Source organism: Oceanospirillum sanctuarii (assembly GCF_002150805.1).
Classification (GTDB): Bacteria; Pseudomonadota; Gammaproteobacteria; order Pseudomonadales; family Halomonadaceae; genus Oceanospirillum; species Oceanospirillum sanctuarii.
On the sequence record NZ_MTBA01000003.1, the window covers coordinates 120343 to 141390 of the forward strand.

General features: G+C 50.2%; 17 protein-coding genes. 8 read left to right on the forward strand and 9 right to left on the reverse strand.

Annotation, left to right across the window (positions count from 1 at the left end; all coding sequences use genetic code 11):
- Positions 1-49: 49 nt before the first annotated feature.
- From BV405_RS04370 to BV405_RS04380, 3 genes are all read right to left on the reverse strand, one after another.
- Positions 50-1072 carry a hypothetical protein gene (locus BV405_RS04370; RefSeq protein ID WP_086479653.1) on the reverse strand — a complete coding sequence of 341 codons (1023 nt, stop codon included), beginning with the start codon at positions 1070-1072 and terminating at the stop codon, positions 50-52.
- Positions 1073-1218: 146 nt separating this feature from the next.
- Positions 1219-1851, reverse strand: a complete 633-nt coding sequence (locus BV405_RS04375; protein ID WP_086479654.1) for a TetR/AcrR family transcriptional regulator — start codon at positions 1849-1851, stop codon at positions 1219-1221.
- 209 nt (positions 1852-2060) lie between these two features.
- Positions 2061-2462: a YqcC family protein gene (locus tag BV405_RS04380; RefSeq protein WP_217895569.1), complete on the reverse strand. Its 402-nt coding sequence runs from the start codon at positions 2460-2462 to the stop codon at positions 2061-2063.
- Positions 2463-2646: 184 nt separating this feature from the next.
- On the opposite strand from BV405_RS04380, the gene BV405_RS04385 reads away from it, so the two are divergent.
- Both BV405_RS04385 and BV405_RS04390 read left to right on the forward strand, forming a co-directional pair.
- Positions 2647-4638 (forward strand): monovalent cation:proton antiporter family protein, encoded by a 1992-nt coding sequence (locus BV405_RS04385; protein WP_086479655.1) that lies wholly within the window; start codon positions 2647-2649, stop codon positions 4636-4638.
- Positions 4639-4773: 135 nt separating this feature from the next.
- Entirely contained in the window at positions 4774-5043 is a 270-nt protein-coding gene (locus BV405_RS04390; protein WP_176330045.1) for a late competence development ComFB family protein, read from the forward strand.
- A gap of 59 nt (positions 5044-5102) precedes the next feature.
- On the opposite strand, the gene yegS is transcribed toward BV405_RS04390, so the two are convergent.
- The gene (gene yegS, locus BV405_RS04395; RefSeq protein WP_086479657.1) at positions 5103-6053 is read right to left on the reverse strand and encodes a lipid kinase YegS; all 951 of its coding nucleotides are present in this window, start codon (positions 6051-6053) and stop codon (positions 5103-5105) included.
- A gap of 532 nt (positions 6054-6585) precedes the next feature.
- On the opposite strand from yegS, the gene BV405_RS04405 reads away from it, so the two are divergent.
- On the forward strand, positions 6586-7641 hold the full coding sequence (locus tag BV405_RS04405) for a DUF3549 family protein (protein WP_086479659.1): 1056 nt from the start codon (positions 6586-6588) through the stop codon (positions 7639-7641).
- Positions 7642-7798: 157 nt separating this feature from the next.
- Here BV405_RS04405 and BV405_RS04410 read toward each other — a convergent pair whose 3' ends face one another.
- Complete coding sequence (locus BV405_RS04410) at positions 7799-8536, reverse strand: glutathione peroxidase (protein ID WP_086479660.1); 738 nt, start codon at positions 8534-8536, stop codon at positions 7799-7801.
- 475 nt (positions 8537-9011) lie between these two features.
- Between BV405_RS04410 and BV405_RS04415 the strand changes: the two genes are divergently transcribed.
- Positions 9012-9860, forward strand: coding sequence for a hypothetical protein (locus BV405_RS04415; RefSeq protein WP_086479661.1), 849 nt, complete (start codon positions 9012-9014; stop codon positions 9858-9860).
- A gap of 103 nt (positions 9861-9963) precedes the next feature.
- Positions 9964-10404 carry a thioredoxin TrxC gene (gene trxC, locus BV405_RS04420; protein WP_086479662.1) on the forward strand — a complete coding sequence of 147 codons (441 nt, stop codon included), beginning with the start codon at positions 9964-9966 and terminating at the stop codon, positions 10402-10404.
- 69 nt (positions 10405-10473) lie between these two features.
- On the opposite strand, the gene BV405_RS04425 is transcribed toward trxC, so the two are convergent.
- From BV405_RS04425 to lptF, 3 genes are read right to left on the reverse strand one after another with little or no spacing between them, the layout of a single operon-like run.
- The gene (locus BV405_RS04425) at positions 10474-11022 is read right to left on the reverse strand and encodes an RDD family protein (protein WP_086479663.1); all 549 of its coding nucleotides are present in this window, start codon (positions 11020-11022) and stop codon (positions 10474-10476) included.
- Between the two features lie 40 nt (positions 11023-11062).
- Positions 11063-12130, reverse strand: a complete 1068-nt coding sequence (gene lptG / locus BV405_RS04430) for an LPS export ABC transporter permease LptG (protein WP_086479664.1) — start codon at positions 12128-12130, stop codon at positions 11063-11065.
- Complete coding sequence (lptF, locus tag BV405_RS04435) at positions 12127-13236, reverse strand: LPS export ABC transporter permease LptF (RefSeq protein ID WP_176330046.1); 1110 nt, start codon at positions 13234-13236, stop codon at positions 12127-12129. The genes lptG and lptF overlap by 4 nt, the downstream gene beginning before the upstream one ends.
- A gap of 207 nt (positions 13237-13443) precedes the next feature.
- On the opposite strand from lptF, the gene BV405_RS04440 reads away from it, so the two are divergent.
- Positions 13444-14919, forward strand: a complete 1476-nt coding sequence (locus BV405_RS04440) for a leucyl aminopeptidase (protein WP_086479666.1) — start codon at positions 13444-13446, stop codon at positions 14917-14919.
- 157 nt (positions 14920-15076) lie between these two features.
- Here the strand turns inward: BV405_RS04440 and BV405_RS04445 are convergent, their stop codons facing one another.
- Positions 15077-17080 carry a sensor domain-containing diguanylate cyclase gene (locus BV405_RS04445; protein WP_086479667.1) on the reverse strand — a complete coding sequence of 668 codons (2004 nt, stop codon included), beginning with the start codon at positions 17078-17080 and terminating at the stop codon, positions 15077-15079.
- Between the two features lie 183 nt (positions 17081-17263).
- Between BV405_RS04445 and BV405_RS04450 the strand changes: the two genes are divergently transcribed.
- Both BV405_RS04450 and BV405_RS04455 read left to right on the forward strand, forming a co-directional pair.
- Positions 17264-17695, forward strand: coding sequence for a DNA polymerase III subunit chi (locus tag BV405_RS04450; RefSeq protein WP_086479668.1), 432 nt, complete (start codon positions 17264-17266; stop codon positions 17693-17695).
- A gap of 237 nt (positions 17696-17932) precedes the next feature.
- The gene (locus tag BV405_RS04455) at positions 17933-20815 is read left to right on the forward strand and encodes a valine--tRNA ligase (RefSeq protein WP_086479669.1); all 2883 of its coding nucleotides are present in this window, start codon (positions 17933-17935) and stop codon (positions 20813-20815) included.
- Positions 20816-21048: the final 233 nt, after the last annotated feature.

The window sequence follows — 21048 nt, forward strand, 5'->3', positions numbered from 1 at the left end:
CCCATATTGTTAACCGGGAGGTTCGTGTCGGCAATATTCGCTGAAAGCCTTAGTTCATCAGGGCTGAGAGCTCACTTCTCAGACGGGGATCAAGCAGGACTGCACTTTGTGGCAGCCACTCTTTACGCAACATCAGCTTACGAATCAGAGTGTTAGAACTGATCGCCTGCTGCCAGCTACAACCTTTCACCGCTTTATCCGCGCAAGGCTGTGCATATTCATTCATATATTCCTGCCAGAACTCCGGCAGGAAACGGCGAACGGGTCGACCGGTTTCATCGGCAATATGTTCTGCCAGTGCAAGGCCACTGGAATCAAGATCACCAAAGTGCACATGGGGAACGTACTGAGGAATCATCTTCAGCACTTTGATTGCAAGATCAGGATAATTCAACGGAGCCCAGATCAGCATCAGATGATCCGGAATATCCATATCGGTAAACACAGACAGATTCTCGACGGTCATCACCATATAAGGCTGTTCACCATCAACTTCGGTCAGCTCCATCACATCCCGCTCCGGAATAGCCGCATGGGACATCAGCTGCAGAATCGGCCCTAACCGGATCGGCTTAAGCATCTTACGCACCAGATGCATATCTGTGGTGCCGCGAACTCTCAGTACCGCATCTTCACTGATTCGGTATTTTGGCAGCAAGCCTTGCAGCTCTTCAGAAATCTCAGCACGCTCATCGCCACCATAAAGCGTGTTAAAGCTTTTACGGTTGATCCATACCGGCAGGTCAAAACGGGTATTGGCGCGGATAAACTCCAGACGACGCATAAAGGCATCGCGTTCTTCGTCCTGCATACTCATACCGGACAGGGCCAGTTCCTGCCACTGTGGAAGATTCTGATCCAGTAGCTTGGGGTACTGATGGCGGCCTTTCGTGGTCAGGGTGTAGCTTTCAGCACCATCAGTCTGACTGATCCATTCCAGATCCAGCAGCTCACTGATCAGCGGCCAGGTATAAACATCCCGGCGGATACGTTCGGTTTTAAACAGCGCGATGGCTGCATCCCTCAGTATCTGACTTTGCCAATCTACCGCTAATTCAGGCTGACCACTCATTGAAAACCTCTTCCTTCAGAACATGCGTTGCTGTGCATCATACCGAAAGGGCGAGCAGGGGAATAGTCAGGAGGAAGAGCATCAGCAGAGATCCCGTAAAGGGATAAAGATCTCTGCTGATCAATGCCAAATAAGAAGAGGCGTTATCAGGCGTGAGCCAGCTTCTGCGAAGGAACGGCCGCAACCGGTCTTGCCGGATTGAGCTGAAGCTGACGCAGCAGATCATCGGCGATACCCTGAAAATGTCCACGGTCACCAGATGCTCGTGCCACCAGCATAGCACCCTGAAGAGTCGCCAGAAGAATTCGGGACTGAGACTGAAAGCCACCCGGAAACTGAAGCTCGTGGGCGCGCTTACCCTGCTCCAATGTCTGGCCAAGCCAGCGTTCTGTTTCGCTGACAAAGCGCTGCAGGTGTTCCTTTGCCTGAGTCGGCAGGGCCTCAACTTCGGCTGACAGCATGGTCACCGGACAAAGTTTCTCTTTATCCTTAATGATACGACTGTAGATCTGAGTGAATTCTTTAAGACGGGCGTGACTGGATTCATGTTTACGGTCCAGCTGATGCAGACGCTCAAGAAACTGGTCTACATAACGCGCACAAAGGCTGATGATCAGATCGCCTTTGGAAGGAAAGTGGTAGTGAATACTCGCTTTACGAATTTTGACCCGCTCGGCAATATCCTGATAGCTAAAGCCGTTAAAGCCCTGACGCTGCAACAGATCCTGGGCAATATCCAGAATACGCTCAGCCGTCGATGAGTTATTGTTCTTATTCATCTTGACCCTAAATAAGCGGCAGACATTGCCTGCGGCTTTTTTCTTTAATTGTTATTTTTAGCTGCATCCTTCCTGTCAGACCGGACGCACATTTTTATGGTGTGCATCCTCGGAATGCACTTCGCCTTATTGTTTTTATATCTGGCGCGCTGCTCATCTTAGCGTAAGCTGAGCTATCTATCATCTTACCGATAGGTATGAAAAAACTATCAGGCCAACACAGCCTGTTCAATCCTTTGCAGCAATTTCACTAACTTTTCCGCCTTAACCCCCGCCTGAGCAAAATATACTTCGGCAAGAGGGACAATGCTGATCTGTGCCGGCAACGGCTGCTCTGCATCCAGCAAAGCATGCATCCGGGGCAGAAAAATAAACTGCAGCCATTGAGCAAAATTCATACGATCAATGCAGAAAGGCTCCGTACTCTCATAAGCAGACGGCGGCAAAGGTTCTGCCTGCCAGAGAGCTGTCGCTTTCATTTCAGCCTCAAGTTCAAATAACAGTTCGCGTAAATTTCGGGGCATTTCTAAACCTTCATTTAAGAAAAACAGCGACGCGGGGAAATGCATCAAGTCATCGTGCATTTTAAATAGACTGACGTTGCTCGGCAAAACGCTTCTGTCTGCTGTATGGGCCCGATCCGCCCCATTGGATTACGTTTCGCCACCTTGACTCACGGAAGTGGTATTTTATTTTCTGTGTACAGTGATAATCTGAACGCTTAATTAGCTCAGCCAAAGCTAATAACACCAATCAAGAATAAGAACAGGCAAGGGCTTCAGCCTAAGGATGCAGATGTTAGAGAGTGCTAACTACTTCAATCAGGTGATGATTATTCTGGGAGGCTCGGTAATTTCCACGGCGCTGTTGCGCCGCCTGCGCCTGCCGCCGGTACTGGGCTATCTGATGGTTGGCCTGTTGATCGGCCCCTACGCCTTCCAGCTGATCCCCAAACCTGATGATCTGCACTTTCTCTCTGAGTTTGGCCTCGTCTTCCTACTCTTCTCTCTGGGACTTGAGTTCTCTCTGGGCAAGATGAACGCCCTGCGTAAAACCGTGTTCGGTCTTGGCAGCAGTCAGGTGATTATCTGCAGCCTCTTCTTCTGGTCGATTCTTCATTTCCTGCTGGGGCTTAGCTCTGAAGCCTCTCTTATTATTGCCGGTGCCCTTGGCCTGTCCTCTACCGCCATCGTGACACAGGAGCTGACCCGCTGGAACGAACTCAACAGCAACCACGGCCACTCTGCCATCGGCGTGCTGCTGTTTCAGGATCTGGCAGCGGTTATCTTCCTGATTATGATTCCTGCACTGGCAGGCACCAGTGACAACAGTTTCTCTTTTGCCATCGGCCTGATTCTGCTGAAAGGCGTTGCCCTCTTTGCGGTCATGCTTGCTGTGGGTAAATGGCTAATGCCTTTTATCTTCCATGAAATCAGCAAAACCCGCTCCGAAGAGCTCTTCGTGATGACGGTACTGCTGGTTGCCCTGACCGCGGCCTGGATCACTCACGCCCTTGAACTATCTATGGCGCTTGGTGCTTTCCTGGCAGGCATGATGCTGGGAGAAAGTCACTTCAAACATCAGATTGAAGCCGACATCCGCCCTTTCCGGGATATTCTGCTGGGCCTGTTCTTTGTCACCGTGGGCATGCAGCTGGATTATCAGGTACTGATCCGCAACCTGCATTGGGTATTACTCGGCAGTATCGGTTTGGTGCTATCGAAAGCGATTCTGATTGGCCTGCTGGCTCAACTGCTGGGTAAAGACAGGTCCACCGCGATCCGAACCGGGCTGGTTCTGGCACAAGGTGGTGAGTTTGGTTTTGCTCTGCTGACATTGGCGCTGGCAAACAGCCTTCTCGAGGCCGAGATCGCAAGCCTTGTGGTGGCGATCATTGTATTCTCCATCGCCGTAACCCCTTTCCTGATTCGCTTCAATGCGAAGATCTGTCAGCTGCTATTACCCAACAAACCTTACGAAGAACCACCTCCGCACAATTCTGAAGAGCTGGCCGCTGCAACATCAGAACTGGACCGGCATATTATCGTGTGCGGCTTTGGTCGTGTCGGGCAGACCGTTGCCCGTTTTATGCGCAAAGAGAAACTCCCGATTCTGGCTCTGGATAACGATCCGATCCGGGTTCAGGAAGCGACAGGCGGTGGTGAAAATATCTTCTTCGGAGACTCATCCAGCCGTAAGGTACTGGAAGCCGCCGGTCTGCATCGCGCCAGCCTGGTCGTGATTACCGTTAATGAATACGAACAGACACTGTCGATTCTGCGCAGCGTGCGAGCACTCAGCCATGAGATTCCTGTGGTGGTTCGTACCCGTGATGACAGCCACCTTGAAGACCTGAAGCAGGAAGGTGCCACCGAGGTGATACCGGAAGCACTGGAAGGTAGCCTGATGCTGGTGACCCATGTGATGACCCAGATGCAGATCCCTTTCCGCCGCATCGCTCGTATGGTTCAGACCGCAAGGGAGCAGCGCTATCAGTTGCTTCACGGTTACTTCCACGGTCGTCTGTCTCAGCTGCTGGATAAAGAGGGTAATCCGCTGATCCGACTGCATCCGGTTCAGATCAGCGACAGCTGCTTTGCTCACGGAAAAACCATAGGCGATCTGAATCTGGATAGCTGTCAGGTTCAGGTGCTGCGTATCAATCGTGACGACGTGGATATTGAGAGTCCGTCAGCCGACTTTGAGCTTCAGAAAGGCGACACTCTGATTCTTCAGGGTATGACGGATCACATCGAGCAGGCGGAATCTTTGATCTACAGCGGCTGATAACGCCTTTACAGCGCCACCGGATACGACAATTTGTGCACAATAAATGCTGACGGACTATGCTGAAGGTGAAGCAGGAGCATACGACAAAAGACCTTCAGGGATGAGGAGATATCTGACTGCCGGAGAATGGTTATGCTGTTTCAGAATGTGCAGAATTATTATGAAAAACTGGTGTTGGAAGAACTGACCGAGCGGGGCTTTCTGTCCGGCTACGAGCAAGGATATGTGGAAGATATCGCCTGCGTGGCCCTTAACAACCTGCCTACTCAATACTTCCGTTTTGAAGTCGATATGGGCTTTTACATGGAAAGTGAAGACTACCTGCTGATGCGAAAACAGGTGGTTAAAGCTGTGGATGATGCCATCCTGTTTATTAACGATAAGCTGGAAAAAGAGAACTGACCCGATTTCCCCCCTTCTCTGACTCAGCAATAAAAAAGCCGGTAAAACCGGCTTTTTTATTAGGTAAGACCCTCATCACCTGCGTTTTTACTCAGCAAGGGAGCTCTTCGCGGCAGGTGCATCTTTAAAGCAGCTGTATGGATTTCAAAGCGGAAATGTTGCCCGGACAGGGGTTCACCATCGATATTGATGTTCATACTCTGTTCAGCCTCGATTTCCAGCCAGGGGACCCGGCGATGGATCATCAGGTTCTGCAACACAGCACCGTTATCGAGCATAAAGTACTGCAGGGTATCGGTCAGGGTCTGCTGCTCAGTTTTCGGCAGAATATTCAGATCCAGAAGCCCGTCATCCAATAGCGCATCCGGGCAGAGCTCGTGGCCACCACCTGCCTGTCGGCCATTGCCCACTCCCAGGACCATAAATGCACCCTGCCAATCAAAATCAGGCGCTTTAATTCTGCCCTCAACCGCAGCGATACTGGTGAATTTACTCATTCCTGTCAGCAGATAGGCCAGACTGCCTAGAGCCCGTTTCAGCTCATCCGGGGTCGAGGTGGTAATCTGGGTACCAAAACCACCAGACGCCAGATTCAGAAAATAGCGCTGATTAGCCCGACCTAAATCCACAGCAACCGGGGATATTTCAGTAATCAGCCTCAACGCTTCCAGCGGAGCCAATGGAATCCGGCAGCTCATGGCAAAGTCATTCGCTGTTCCCAGAGGGATCAATCCCAGAGATGGCATCTCCAGACGGGCATCGGCGGCCATCAAACCGTTAACCACTTCGTTCAAGGTACCATCGCCACCGGCGGCAACAACGGTATGCACACCAAGCTGACGGGCTTCTCTGGCAAGACGTCGGGCATCCCCCTCTTCCCAGGTGACCCGGACATCAATCTTATATCTGTGATCACGCAGCAGACGCACAGCATCCCGCAGGGCAATATTCTGTGCTTCTTTGCCGTGCAAAATAATCCGGATGTGATAGCGATTGTCTGCTGAACTCATTGCTGATGGTCTCTTATTATTCGATTCAGGCGGCCGGAACTGTGGAAAACTCTCTTTTTCTGAGGTTTGCGCCAAAGCTGTGGATAACCACAGGGATAGCTTGGTACTTATCGGGGAGTATACTGTTATTTCCGTTAAATGCACGGCTGACCAAGGGGATAACATCACCCGCCAAGTTTGGTAAAACCGTTAAAACACTGGATATAAAAACACTATAATTAACTGTTTTTGCTCGATTTTTATACCCATCAAAGACTCTTGCGCTACCTTACAGCTCAACCACGTTTTCTGTGACAGAAATTATCGACTATGCACAAGTATCCGGTAAACAACTGTGGATAATTGTGGGACAACAGGAGCGACATCAGGGATTATCATGCCTGCAGAAAACTGTTCATTTTTTAACCAGATAAGTTTCTGTCGAGCCGTATAACACTGTTGCATACTGGAGAATTCAGGCTAAAAGCAGTAATCTCTGCAACCTCTGAAATCCCCATGATCTGAATCTTCAGCTGGCAAAACAGGAAGCTCTATGTCTGACATCACAACCCTTACCGACTTTCTCGACAAAACCGGGGCTAACCTTCGCGTGTTCGATATGGGACGTCGGGTGTCCCTGGTGTCTGCTAATACCTTCTCCCGCTTTGAACAGTGCGAACTGCCTTATCCGCAGCCTTATATGTATCACGCGCGCCTTGGGATTCTGTTCTGGTATCCACAGGCTCCCGAGCAACACTTTATCTGGTTCCTGCAGTTTCCGCTGGATGAACAGGGTTTCATTATTCAGGCGGCCCGCGACGACTTCCTGAAGCGCTTGTTAGAAACCATCGGCCAGAATGCCAAAGATATGTCTGCCGAAGAAAATCAGCAGGCCCAGAACCTGATGAAGGATAACCCGCTGGCATTTACGCCGGATCAGGAACGCATTGCGATTTTTAACGCCAAAGCCAAGTTAGCTCTGGGTCAGCCAGCTTCCCGCTTCCATGATCAGGCGGAAGAATACTTTACTGGCCAGCGCGATATGGATGACTGGGAAGACGTCGGCCTGCAGGGGATTGCAGACTTTACCGTTCGTCTTGAGAAACAGGACAATGCCGGTGATCTGACAAAGCACATCGCGTCCTTCCCGGATATTCCATTCAGCGCTCTGTGTCGCTGCCTTGAAAATGAGAGCATCGATCACAAGCTGACCGCCGCGATCTGTGACCGGGCTGAAAAGCTGATTGCAGATTCGGAAGCTGACCGCTTAACACTGGCGGCGGCGATCCGTGGTGTTGGTCACAGTCAGGCCAAAGGCCTGCGTGACGGCCTGATCAAAGATGTACTGGCCAGCGCGCACAGTGACGATATTGAAATTCTTACCGTTATTGCTGCCCGCGCCTGGGAATCTCTGGAGAACCCAGAGCTGCTGAAGCCTTATCTGGAGAAACTGGCAGCATGCCCTGCCGGTGAACAGGCCTTTATCAAGATCGTGCGTGACCTGATTTTTGTACCGGGTCTGCGTACTCTGATTATCGCTCAGTTCCGTGATCCGGATCGAAGTGATGCCCTGAGTAATGCGATAGGTCTGCTGATGGGACAGAACTGATTTAAGCTATCGGTCAGGTCATAAGATAGAAAGGCTGCTTATAAAATGACTGCTCATAAAAAGGCTGTTCATAGAACGACCTTTTAAAAAAATGCCCCACCCGATCTTGATCGGGCGGGGCATTTTTATTTCAGGCTAGCAGTCTCTGAACTGGAACTCAGTGCGACTTCAGCCAGTTTTCCAGTTCGTCCGCACCGCCAATATGCTCACCTTCAATAAAGATCTGAGGTGTCGTACCGCGGCCAGATACCGCATGCAGAGTCGCAAGGCTGATACCGTGACTACCGATGGTAATTTCCTCAAACTTCATGCCGCGCTCTTTCAGTGCATTCTTGGCTCGCGTGCAGTGACTGCAGCCCGGCTTACCGATCACAGTGACACGCTTCGGTGCAGCGGCTTCCGGTGCCAGATAGTTCAGCATGGTATCGGCATCGGACACTTCAAACGGGTCGCCCGGCACATCCGGCTCGATAAACATCTTCTCGATAACACCATCACGAACCAGCATAGAGTAGCGCCAGCTACGATCACCAAAACCCAGCTCACCTTTATTGACCAACATACCCATACCGCGGCTGAAGTCGCCATTGCCGTCCGGCAGCATAGAGATATTCTCTGCATTCTGATCACCGGCCCAGGCATCCATCACAAAGGGATCGTTAACCGACAGGCAGATGATGTCGTCGATACCCTGTTCACGGAACACAGAAGCCAGTTCGTTATAGCGAGGCAGGTGGGTGCTGGAACAAGTCGGTGTAAATGCTCCCGGCAGCGCAAACAGGATCACATTCTTGCCTTTAAACAGGTCGTCAGTGCTTAACTGAACCCACTCGTTGTTGATGCGGGTGTTAAATGCAACTTCAGGAACTCTCTGACCTTCACGATTCGCTAACATCTTGTTTCTCCAATGCGGGTAATGATTCCGACATCCTGTTGTCAGGTATCGGCTTAAGGATCAGCGCGGGTAAGCGTTTCCTCTACTTAAACATTCAGATCCAAACAACAGCATAACAATTCATGTCTGTGCTGAACCTTGATGTAGCCACTATATCGCTTCAATTCTGATTGGATAAATATAACTTTCAGATCAAATTAATAGACAAAACCTATCAGGTTATCTGATCGTTCACATTCGGCTACGGGAAAGCACTTATATGCAGTTGTGGTCGCGGCGTTGACGTGATATCAATAGAACTCCGGCGATTTGCCGGTTTTTTTATTTTCAAATACAACTGAGAAAGAGAATACGACCATGAAACCTATGATTATGACCACGATGATGAAACCTATGATGCGCAAGATTATGACCATTACCGCTGAATCACTACCTAGCTCACAAGAACGACTATCACATAATCAGGAACTTCATCATGCTGTCTCAGAATCCGTCTGCTAATCCATTTGAATTTGCTTCATCATCTCATCTGACTTCTGCCCTTTTTGATCTGGGCGACTGCTTCGGCACCCTTTGCCGGCTTCCTCTTCAAAGCGCGCTAAAACTTTTCGATTCAACATCTACTGGCACTCATCTGTCAGAGCATGCTTCTGAACCCCTCTCCCAGACACTACCAGAATCATCACGCTTCCTTGCCCAGCAGCTGAAAACCAATATTCCTTTTGCTGTCAGCAGAGAGTGGCAAAACCAGGTCTGGAACTACCAAATTTCACTGCAACCCGATGATAGCTTCAGTGCCAATCAGGCTCTGCATCAGCACCTGTCATCACGCAGCCTGACCAGTATTCCAACAGAACAGAAGGGTAATCTTCAGGAATGGCTTTACTTTGCCAGCCCTCTGGAAAAACTGACGCAACTGGACTGGCAACTGCTGTCTGCCGAAGAGCAGAAACTGCATCGCCTGCAAAACCTGGCTTTATGGTTCCGACACAAGCTGGAACAGGGCAGCCTGATCGGAGACCTTTTACTGGTGCCTTTCACAGACCTGCCTTTAGGTGATGGACTGAATATTAAACCGGCCCACAGTTTCGCCCGACTGGGTAAACTCGCGTTACCAAACCAGCAAAAACTGAGTTCTCTGAACTTTGCAATTTTTCGCAATGGCTCTCTGACAGAAGGTTACGGCTTACAGCCATCCATTCTGTTTTCTGCCAGCGAACAGCTCAAGGGGCTAACGCTGGACTCGGAGAATCAGGCCGTACTGTTGCTGGATCACAAGCAATGCCTTGAGAACCTTCAGCAGCTGGAACAAATTCTTCGCTGACAAATACCTGTCTGTAGAGACTCATCCCGGAAAGGGTGGTTGAAAAGTGCCTCGCCACCCTTATATAAGATTTAACTAACAAATCTTATCGACAGGAATCATCATGTCCGAACAGCAAACGTCTCATGTTGTCTGCCCTCATTGCAGTGCCGTTAACCGTATTCCTAACCAGAGATTGTCTGACCGACCTAATTGCGGCAAATGCAAACAACCTTTGTTTACTGGTGAGCCTCAGAATCTGACACAGACGACCATGGCTAAGGTGATCGCTAACTCTGACCTGCCAGTTGTAGTGGATTTTTGGGCGCCCTGGTGCGGGCCTTGTCAGATGATGGGGCCGATCTTTTCTCAGATGACCGTTGAGTTGGAGCCTTATGTCCGCATGGCCAAGGTCAATACCGAACAGGAACAGCAACTGGGTGCTCAGTTTGGTATCCGAAGCATACCAACTCTGGCGATATTTAAAGGCGGCAAAGAGGTTGCCCGGCAGTCAGGTGTGTTGCAGCCCGCTCAGCTGAAAGCCTGGATTCAGGCCAACAGCTAACCAGTACTGAATAAGATAGCGGGATGTTAAAAGGAAAATCAGAAAGGACTTGGAGCTAAGCCTGAACGCTTAGCTCTTTTTTTTGCTTTTCTTACGGCTTTCTTTACCGGCAGGTTCAGCAGCATTCTCATCGTCTGCATGCAGGCGTGTAATCTCTTTATCAGAAGGTACATAGACCACCTCAGACTCAGAAAAACTATCCGGCCAGGTCTTTTTCGAAGGTGAAAACAGCATCCAGAAGTGCCCCAACCCCAAGCACACCAGAGAGAAAGCCCCGCAGAAGAAACGCATCAGTGATTGAGTCAGCGTAATAGCACGGCCATCGCTATTCTGAATACGAATTCGCCACGCCTGCATCCCCAAAGTCTGACCGGTACGACGCCAGAAGAAGGTAAAGAAACCAAAAGTCACTAAAAACAGAACACTCTGAAAGCCCGGGCCTGCATGATCGTTCATCGCATCAACGCCTTCCGGTACAAAAGGCAGACGGGCAAAGCCCAACAACATCCAAATTGCCACAATAATCAGAAAATCGTACATCATCGCACCCAACCGACGAATTAGTCCTGCTGGTCGGGTATAGGTCTGTTTTGGAAACTGGCGTCCACTTGTTGTCATTTATCTGCCTTAGCACTGAGAGCAAAAAATTAAGAAATGTTTATCCGGTTCGGCGAATCAGAACAATACCGTATAAAGCACAGCCTATCGCCGGTGTCAGCACGGCCCAAACCGGATCAAAGCCATATACGACACTGGCAGGGCCCAAAATATCCTGAATATATTTAACAACCAGCCCCACTACCACACCACTGAACACCCGGGTACCTGCTGGCGCCGAACGTAGAGGGCCAAAAACGAAGGAAGCGGCAACTAGCACCAGGGACCCAATGGTCACAGGCAACAACACTTTTTGCCAGAAAGCCATCTCATGTTCATGGGATTTCAGACCCTGCTCTTTCAGATATTGCGAATAACGCCAAAGATCTGATGGCGCAAGGTAGCGTTGATTCAGGATAATCACCTTCATGAGATCTGGCTTGAGGTCACTCTGCCAGAAAACTGTATCGAGCTTTGTTGTAGTAACTGTCTTACTGGATAAAAGTGTCTTCTGACCGCTCTCTAAAAGCCAACCTTCTCGATCAAAGTCATAACGTCCACTATCAGCAACGGTTACAGACTCTAGAACCTGACCTGTCCTGTCAAAACTGTGTCGTTGGATACCGAATAAGCGACCATCGGTTCGAATCGACTGGAAATAAAAAAAATCACTTCCATCTCTAATCCAAACCCCCCCTTTACCAACCCCTGCGGCATTCCAGCGCTTCATTGTGCGGTAATTCTGTGCATCAACTTCTGTTTTCGGGGATACATATTCACCAATGAAAGCTGTTACAGCGATAATCAACAACATTGGTTTCATTACGGCCCAGATAATTCGAGTGATAGAAACACCAGCAGCCCGAATAACAGCCAACTCATTATTGCTAGCTAAACTCCCAAGGCCAATCAATGCACCGACCATGACGCTAACGGGGACTAAGTCATAAAAACGCCGCGGCGCACTTAATAAAACATAATAGAGAGCACTGCTTAACTGGTAGGTTTGATTGAGGTTATCCAGTTCATTAACCAAGGCCAGCATCATATCAAGCCCAAGCAAAAGTAATTGAACAACCAGTACAGCACCAAAAACGTTCTTCGCTATGTAATTATCAATCCTTCTCACACAGAACCTCTTTCACGCTTGATTGCTTTCAATCCATTGATTAGTGGCTCTTTAAACAAGAGATATACTGCAATCGACAAAAATACTGCATGGACAGACCAAAGACCTACGGAAGGGTCAAGCCTTCCCTTTTCGATCATTCCCTGAACAGAAATAAGCGCGCTGAGATAAAAAATATGTAGAAACACAGCAGGGAATAACTTAGCAAAGCGCCCCTGCCTCGGGCGAACATAGCTCAGGGGGACAGCTATTAAAGTAACCACAAGAACCATAATAGGAAGCGATAATCGCCACTGAGTTGCCGCCTGATGGGCAGGATTATCCGAGGAAAAAACGACTGTAGAGGGAAGTTGGCGAACCTTCAGTGACGCTGCTGATTTTTTCTTCTCTGACATACGAACGGCATAACGTTCGAAAGTAAGTATCGAAAAATCTCTCTGTCCTGCGCGCCCTTCAGTTCTGGCCCCATCCTCTAATACCAGATAACGACTACCCGTTTTTTCATCCAGATACTGATAGCCAAGTTCCGCTTTGAATACAGCTGTTCGCACTTTGCCATCCTCCCCTTTAATTTGCTGGGATAAAAAAACATTGTGCATCTTGGTATTGGAATCTTTCAGATCTTCGGTATATACCACCTGACCACCGGAAAATGATTGGAAACGTCCAGGCTGAATCGTTGAGAAATCGACCCGTTGTTTTTGTTCGTCCAAAATTTGTGCTGTTTTCGACTCACTCAAAGGGGTTAACCAAAGACTAAAACTGGCGACAATTGCAGCAACAAACAGTCCGGTAATTAAGGTATAAGCCAACAGTCGGTTAGGTGAGAAACCGCAGGCAAGAAGAACGCCGATCTCATTTTCCTGATAGAGACGACCGTACGTCAGCATGACAGAAAGGAAGAACCCCAAGGGAAGAATCAGTTCCAGAACCGAAGGGAACTGCAGCAGCAACAGTGTCCAGAGAAAATCCAGCGACAGAGAGCCTTCGGCAACATCCTGAAACAGCCCGATAAAACGTCCACCGAGAATAATCAACAGCAGAACAGCAGATACCGCTGTCAGTGTCAGCAAAACCTCACGGACCAGATAGCGAAACAGGATCAAAAGGCGGCTCCCAGAAATAAACCCATAAACACGGATGCTCATTTAAATAGAGTAATAATAACGGAGAACAATTTTCCTCTGCTTTCCGTTACATCAGGCATTGCGTAAACTGTCAGCAGTCACCATATACTACTGAGTCAAACGGGCAAATTATCTAATAACAGACTGCTTTTGTCTTGCCTGTCATCATTTTCGAGTGGGGTTTTTATGTCTTTTAACGCTACAACTCAAGCACTAACCGAACTATCAGCAGATTGCCGTATCGCCTTTGTGGGTGCAGATGCTGCACTGGGTAACAATGCTCAACAACTGGATAAAGCCAGTGGCGGTGCCATCAGCCGTATTCTGGAGCTGGGTGATTTCAGCGGTAAATTTGGCCAGACACAACTGCTGCCGGAAGCCGGTGAGCTGAAAGGTCGAGTGCTGCTGGTCGGCACAGGCAAGCCTGAAGAGCTGAAAGATGGCAAATTCCGCACCCTGATCAAAAATCTGATCTCTGCAGTTAAAGACACCAAAATCGCCACTCTGGCTCTGAGCCTTGAAGATGTTGAGATCAAAGGCCGTGACCTGAACTGGAAAGCCCGTCTGCTGGCAGAAAACACGGTAACGACTCTCTATGTGTTCGATCAGCTGAAGAGCAAACAAGCCGATCCAGTCGCTCTGAACAGCATTACTCTGTTTGTACCGGGTGCTGAAGGTGCCGTGCAGAAAGCGCTGGATACCGGTGCCGCTACCGGTGAGGGCATGAATGTAACCCGTACTCTGGGCAACCTGCCGGGCAACATCTGTACACCGGTTTATCTGGCAGAACAGGCTGAAGAGCTGGCAAAGGATTTTGACGAACTCTCCCTGACTATTCTGGATGAAAACCAGATGGCAGAACTGGGTATGAACTCCTTGCTGTCCGTTGCTAAAGGCAGTGTCGAAGCGCCACGCCTTGTCGTCATGGAATACAAGGGCAATGGCGATGCCAAGCCACACGTTCTGGTGGGCAAAGGCGTGACCTTTGATACCGGTGGTATCAGCCTGAAGCCGGGCGAAGGCATGGACGAAATGAAATTCGACATGTGCGGTGCTGCCAGTGTCATGGGTACCATGGCGATGCTGAAACAGCTGAAGCCTAAGCTGAATGTAATCGGTGTGGTTGCCGCAGTGGAAAACATGCCAGCGGGTAACGCTTCCAAGCCAGGTGATATCGTCACCACCATGTCCGGTAAAACCGTTGAGATTCTGAATACCGATGCCGAAGGCCGTCTGGTATTGTGTGATGCCCTGACCTATATCGGTAAATACAACCCGGAAACCGTAGTGGATATCGCGACCCTGACCGGCGCCTGCATTATCGGTCTGGGTCATCACGCCTCCGGCCTGCTGGCGAACGATGACGAACTGGCAGCAGAACTGCTGGAAGCCGGTATCGATGCCAACGATAAAGCCTGGCACCTGCCGCTGTGGGCCGAATACCAGCAGCAGCTGGATTCCAACTTTGCCGATATGGCTAACATCGGCGGTCGTCCGGCCGGTACCATCACCGCCGCCTGCTTCCTGTCCCGCTTCACCGAAGACTACCGCTGGGCGCACCTGGATATCGCAGGCACCGCATGGCACTCCGGTAAAGAGAAGGGAGCAACCGGTCGTCCGGTACCTCTGCTGACCCAGTACCTGCTGTCCAAGGCTGAATAATAGCCGTCTGAAACGAATAGTACCTGCTGTAATCAGATGAGAAACAAGGCAGGAACTAACTGGGTTCAGCGTAGCTTTGCCGAACTCAAAGCCCAAAAAAGGCCATGCTTTACATTAAGCATGGCCTTTTTGTCGGCAGCACTACCCTAGATCGAACTCAACCAACCACCCTGTTTCGACCTGATCGTTTGGCCTCGTATAGCTTCTCATCAGCCCGATGGATCAGCTGATCCAGGTTTTCATGGCTCGAATGTTGGTAAACCGCTATACCGATAGAAACGGTAAACCGAACTTCTCGGCGATCACTGGTTTCAACAACCAGTTTTTCAGTTTCCTGTCGTATTTTCTCTGCCAATCGAACTGCCTGAGCACTATCAGATTGCGGCATCAGCACCAGGAACTCTTCACCACCGAATCGGGAAAAATGCCCTTTCGAACCAATACATTGCAGACAGAGTTTGGTGAATGCCACCAGCACTTCATCACCTGCGCCGTGGCCGTAGTTGTCATTGATCGCTTTGAAATGATCAATATCCAAGACCAGAATTGAGAGTTCCCCCCCAAGATCGCCATCAGCCAGATGCTCCAATGCCTCTAAAAACAGAATCTCAGTATATCGGCGATTATAAGCTCCGGTTAAAGCATCAGTATTTGCCAGATTCCTCAGTCTCTGCTCAAGCTCCATCTGCAGACTGATATCCTGCACACTGCAGCGGCTCATCGTTAGCGCCGTGCCATCAAACTTAGATGAAATCGCACTATTCACCGGTAGCCAACTGCCATCCTTGCAGCGCGCTTCCATGCGTAACTCCCCGCTATGACGAGTGGTAATAGCCGCCATCAGCTCTTTATGAGAATCCGGTGACAGAATATCCGTTAGTCGATGCCCCAACAGATCCTCCCGTCCATACTGCAGGTACTCAAGAATCTTTCGGTTCGCATTGGTAATTCGGGTTTCAGCATCGATTGTCAGATAGCCGATCGGAGCGTTGTAGTAGAGATCCTCCAGCTCAGAGGTATAACGAGCCTGCTGTTCCGCATTAAGCTTCTTGTCAGCTTTGTGCTTCAGGAATAGCCAGATCAGAGCGAAGGTCGCCAGATACAGAGAGAAAATGAAGAGTTTCACCGCTGGATGATGGTAAAAAGCGTCTTCCAACCATTGATCTCTGGTGCTCTGCACCAATGCATACCAGGACTGAATTTTCACATCCTGTTTCAAACCACTACTGGAAGCAAAGCGGCCATCCACCAATTTATCAAAGCTGGAGGGCTGAATAGTCCGGAAACTCACCATCTCGCTTTCAGAGTCGAATCGACCAAATTTGCTGTCCTGTATTTTCAACCAAAGTTCAGGATTCCATTGCGAAATCTGCTTATCGGGCTGACCCAGCTGCCAGCCCCACTCATTCATCCGCTCATGATTGGAAAGCCAGTAACCGTCATTGTTAATCAACATGCCCCTACCGCCGTGACTGAACAACGCCCGGAAATTATTAAGAAAATCTCCGGCACGATAGTTCAGAATCAACAGTGCCTGAGGTTTCCCACTCGAATTCCTGAGTAAGTTCACTGCACGAATAACCGGCTTCAAGGGTTTTTCGATCTCACCGTTTTCGACATTCAGATCCAAGGGTGACAAATAAAACTCACCCGGATTTAATTGCATGCCTTCCCGGGTGTAATAGCGATCCGCTTTATTCTGCAGAAGGCTCTGGGGCACTGCTACGGGTCCGCCAGCGTGATAATTCACCCGAATCAGCTCTTGTCCCTTGAGGTCAAGCAGACGAATCTGGTCATAACGACCATAGATATGACTGGTAGCAGCGAAGGTTTCTTCAAGAGTTCGTCGGTTAACGGCATTCGGAAGAGCCAGATATTCAGAAACACTGGGCAGAATGCTCAATTGCTGAATATCCTGGGTGATGCGAAGGATAAATTCGTGGATCTGACTTTCCGCCAGGTCCAACAGATACTGATGGCGCTCGGCTGTACGACTTTTCAGCCCGTCATCATAAACCTCGCGACCAAAGACCAGAATCAACGTCATTAACAGATAAGTAACACCTAACAGCATCGCTAATTGCAGCCAGCAACGCTTAATAAAATCCAACTGCTCGCGGATCATCAGATCATCAACTCCCTGAAAAACTGAGGAAACCATCCTCACCTGAACAGCCAGAATACTCCAACCTGCGTAGGGATCAACCAGACATTAGATACGGTTTATCTACGCCATTACACGATATGCAGCTCTCGACTACTGGTCATCCATCAGGGTTCGTGCAGTTTGCGCCTCTGATATAATCACCGACCAGTACTCGCCTGAAGCAACCGGACACCTGCCATGACTCAAGTCGATTTCTACATCCTGCCTGCCACTGAGCCGGAAGCTCAGCTCAACTTTGTCTGTCGTCTGACTGAGAAGGTGCTGCGCAAAGGTCACCAGATCTATATTCAGGCAGCAGATGAGGCTCAGGCGAAAGAGATCGACCGTTTGTTATGGGAGTTCCGCTCGGACAGTTTTATCCCGCACCTTATGGTAGGCGATGAGAAAATTCAGGAAGTGCCGGTGGCTATCGGCCACGGTGAAGACTGTGCTCACCACCATGATGTGATGATCAACCTCTGCCACCATGTGCCGGATCATTTCAGCCGTTTCGAGCGTGTTGCTGAGATCGTGTTCCAGCAGGAAAATCTGCTCAAAGCCAAGCGCGATGACTGGCGTTTCTATAAAGAGCGCGGCTATGCGCTGAACCGTCACGATATGCGGCGTTAGTGTCGCAAACGACGCGCTGTAAAACTTCCGCCTGAAAACTCGCCTGACGGGACTTAATTTCTCGTACTGAGCAGCCTCCGGGCGGTTATCAGAGCCGCCAACGCCATGTATAATCGACCGATTATCAAGTACTGCCCTTCAATCAAGTACTAACTTACAACTTCCGTTAGCTGCCCGGCGGTCTCTGACCAACCTATATGCAGGCAGCCAACCAGATTAGCGGTGAACCATACCTCCATGGATAAGACTTACCAACCCGAACAGATTGAACGCACCTGGTATCAGAACTGGGAAGACAACAAATACTTCCGCCCGTCCGGCGAAGGTGATGCCTATTCCATCGTGATTCCGCCGCCAAACGTCACGGGTAGTCTGCACATGGGCCACGCCTTCCAGCACACCATTATGGATGCGCTGACCCGCTACCGTCGTATGCAGGGCCGTAACGCGCTGTGGGTTGTGGGTACTGACCACGCCGGTATCGCCACTCAGATGGTTGTAGAACGTAAGCTAGCCGCTGAAACCGGTGAAAGCCGTTACGATCTGGGTCGCGAAGCCTTCGTTGAAAAGATCTGGGAATGGAAAGAGGAATCCGGCGGCACCATCACCAAACAGATGCGTCGTCTGGGCAACTCTGTGGATTGGGAAAACGAGCGTTTCACCATGGATTCCGGCTTCTACCATGCGGTACAGGAAGTCTTTATCCGTCTGCACGACGAAGGCCTGATCTATCGCGGCAAACGTCTGGTGAACTGGGATCCGAAGCTGCACACTGCGATCTCCGATCTGGAAGTTGAGAACAAAGAAGTTAAAGGCAAGATGTGGTACCTGCGTTACCCGCTGGCCGATGGCGTTAAAACTGCTGCCGGTGAAGACCATATCGTTGTGGGTACCACCCGTCCGGAAACCCTGCTGGGTGATACCGGTGTTGCGGTAAATCCGGAAGATGAGCGTTACAAAGACCTGATCGGTAAGTTTATTGAACTGCCTTTGGTGGGCCGTCTCATCCCTATCGTGGGTGACGAGCACGCCGATATGGAAAAAGGCACCGGCTGCGTAAAAATCACTCCGGCACACGACTTCAACGATAACGAAGTGGGCAAGCGCTGCGGCCTGCCGATGATCAACGTGCTGACCCTGAACGCGGATATCCGTGATGAGGCGCAGGCGTTTAACACCGACGGTTCGGTAAACACTGAAATCGACACCACTATTCCTGAGCAATACCGTGGCATGGAGCGTTTCGCTGCCCGTAAAGCGATCGTTGCCGAGATGGAAGAGAAAGGTCTGCTGGTTAAGATCGAAGAGAACAACATGACGGTACCTTACGGTGACCGTGGTGGTGTGGTGATCGAGCCGATGCTGACGGATCAGTGGTTCTGCGATGCCAAAACACTTGCTAAGCCTGCTATCGAAGCGGTTGAAAACGGCGAGATCAAGTTCGTACCTAAGCAGTACGAAAACATGTACTTCTCCTGGATGCGTGACATTCAGGACTGGTGTATCTCCCGTCAGCTGTGGTGGGGCCACCGCATTCCGGCGTTCTACGATAACGAAGGCAATGTTTACGTAGCAGCTTCTGCTGAAGCGGCGCGCGAGAAATACAATCTGGATCCTGAGCTGGAACTGCGTCAGGACGACGACGTACTGGATACCTGGTTCAGCTCGGCCCTGTGGACCTTCGGCACCATGGGCTGGCCAAACGATATCGAGAAGATGAAAACCTTCCACCCGACCGATACGCTGGTAACGGGTTTTGACATCATCTTCTTCTGGGTTGCCCGCATGATCATGATGACCATGCACTTCATCAAAGATGAAGACGGCAAACCTCAGGTACCGTTCAAAAACGTCTACGTCACCGGTCTGATCCGTGATGAGAACGGCGACAAAATGTCCAAGTCCAAGGGTAACGTTCTGGACCCGCTGGATATGATCGACGGTATCGATCTGGAGACGCTGCTGGATAAGCGTACCGGCAACATGATGCAGCCGCAGCTGGCTGAAAAGATCGGCAAGCGTACCAAGAAGGAATTCCCGGAAGGTATCGCAGCTCACGGCACCGACGCCCTGCGTTTCACTCTGGCGGCACTGGCCTCTACCGGCCGTGACGTAAATTGGGATATGAAGCGTCTGGAAGGTTACCGCAACTTCTGTAACAAGATCTGGAACGCCGCCCGTTACGTGCTGACCAATACTGAAGGTCAGGATTGTGGTCAGAATGGTGAAGAAGTGATCCTGTCTCTGGCGGATCGCTGGATCATCAGCAGCCTGCAGCGCACCGAAGAAACCGTGATGCGTCAGATGGACGAATACCGTTTCGATCTGGCATCCCAGACCCTGTACGACTTTATCTGGAACCAGTATTGCGACTGGTACCTGGAACTGTCCAAGCCGGTACTGTGGGATGAGTCCGAAGGTGAAACCGAAGAAGAGAAAGCCCAGCTGGCGGCTCTGAAGCGTGGCACCCGTGGCACTCTGGTACGTGTTCTGGAAGCAATTCTGCGTCTGTCTCACCCGATCATGCCGTTTATCACCGAAGAGATCTGGCAGCAGATCAAAGATCTTGCGGGCAAAGAAGGCAACACCATCATGCTGCAGCCGTATCCGGTTCCTGTAGCTGAGCTAATCGACGAAGCTGCTGAAAGCGACATCGAGTGGCTGAAGTCTGTGATCGTCAGTATCCGTAACATCCGTGGTGAAATGAACATCGCTCCGGGTAAAGAACTGCCGGTTCTGATCCAGAACGGTAGCGACGAAGACTTCCGTCGTCTGCAGGACAACTACGTTGCCCTGACCAAGCTGGCCAAGCTGGAAGCGATCACTTGGCTGGAAGCAGACGAAGAAGCACCTATGTCTGCCACCAAACTGGTTGGCAAGATGGAAGTGCTGGTACCTATGGCCGGTCTGATTGATAAAGATGCCGAGCTGGGTCGTCTGAAGAAAGAGATGGAAAAACTGCAGAAAGAAGTGGGCCGTCTGGAAGGCAAACTGGGCAACGAGAAGTTTGTTGCCAGCGCGCCGGAAGAGGTTGTGGCAAAAGAGCGCGAGAAACTGACCGCAGCTCAGGAGTCTCAGGCCAAACTGCAGGAGCAGTACAAAAAGATCGAAGCGCTTTGATCTAAGCACAACAAAGCTCTGATCTCTGGCCCGGTTTAATCACTGGGACTGAAAAAGCCCGACATCCTTTGTTAATGCAAAGGTTTGCCGGGCTTTTTTGTCGCTGAATTTTAAGCCTTTTTCCTGCGCTGATTCAGATCAGCCAGATACAAATAGCATCTGTACACCCAACCAGTATTTACCTAAACTGTTTGCCCTAAATCCGTCCTGTATAAACGGCAGATGAGGTCATT